This window comes from Novosphingobium organovorum (assembly GCF_022832435.1).
GTDB classification, from domain to species: domain Bacteria; phylum Pseudomonadota; class Alphaproteobacteria; order Sphingomonadales; family Sphingomonadaceae; genus Novosphingobium; species Novosphingobium organovorum.
In genome coordinates, this window is sequence record NZ_JALHLF010000255.1 from 1 (window position 1) to 770 (window position 770).

Annotated in this window: 2 protein-coding genes; one reads left to right on the forward strand and one right to left on the reverse strand. The window is 73.6% G+C overall.

Features of this window, described 5'->3' with window-relative positions; all coding sequences use genetic code 11:
* Window positions 1-427: carboxylesterase family protein (locus MTR62_RS21105; RefSeq protein WP_244024638.1), on the forward strand; the 427-nt coding region annotated here is incomplete at its 5' end.
* A 67-nt stretch (window positions 428-494) separates the two neighbouring features.
* Here MTR62_RS21105 and MTR62_RS21110 read toward each other — a convergent pair.
* The coding region (locus tag MTR62_RS21110; protein WP_244024640.1) for an ROK family protein at window positions 495-770 on the reverse strand (276 nt) is incomplete at its 5' end.

Sequence of the window (770 nt, forward strand, 5' to 3'; positions counted from 1 at the left end):
CGCCGCCGCGCGGGCGCTGTTCGGCCTCGCGCCCGGCGGCACGCCGCCCCAGGACCTCGCGCTCAAGCTTGCCAACGACCTGACCTTCCGCTGCCCCTCGCTCCACGTCGCGGCCCTGCGCGAGGCGATGCGCGGCGCACCGACCTGGCACTACCAGTTCGATCTCGACGGGCCGGACGGCGCCCCCGTCACCCATGGCTCGGACATCCGCTTCGTGCTGGGTGAGGCTGGCGCCGCGCCCGACAGCCCCGCCCCGCTCGCCGCCTACTGGGCCAATTTTGCGCGCAGCGGCAATCCCAACGGCGCCGGCCTGCCGCGCTGGCCACGCTTTGGGGACACGGCCCACACGCTCGAATTCACCCCACAAGGCCCGCGCGCGATCGCCGGGCTGGAACGGGACATCTGCGCGCTGCGAAAGGCGCCATAGCGCAATCCTGCCGTCCGGCTCTCCCCTCCCGCTTGCGGGAAGGGTCGGGGGTGGGCAAAAGCGCCCGTCACGAAACAGCCAGCACGTCCTCGCGGCTCCACAGCAGCGCCGCGCCGCGCACGCCCGAACTGTCCCCCCAGCGCGCCTTCGCCACACGCCCGGCCCAGGCGCCCGAAAAACTGCGCGCGGCAATCGCCTGCGCCAGCCCTTCGTAGAGCGCATCGACGTTGGACATGCCCCCGCCCAGCACGATCACCTCCGGATCGATCAGGTTGGCGACGACGGTGAGCGCGCGCGCCAGCCGGTCGCGGTAGCGCGCCAGCGCCTCGCGCGCGGCGCCATC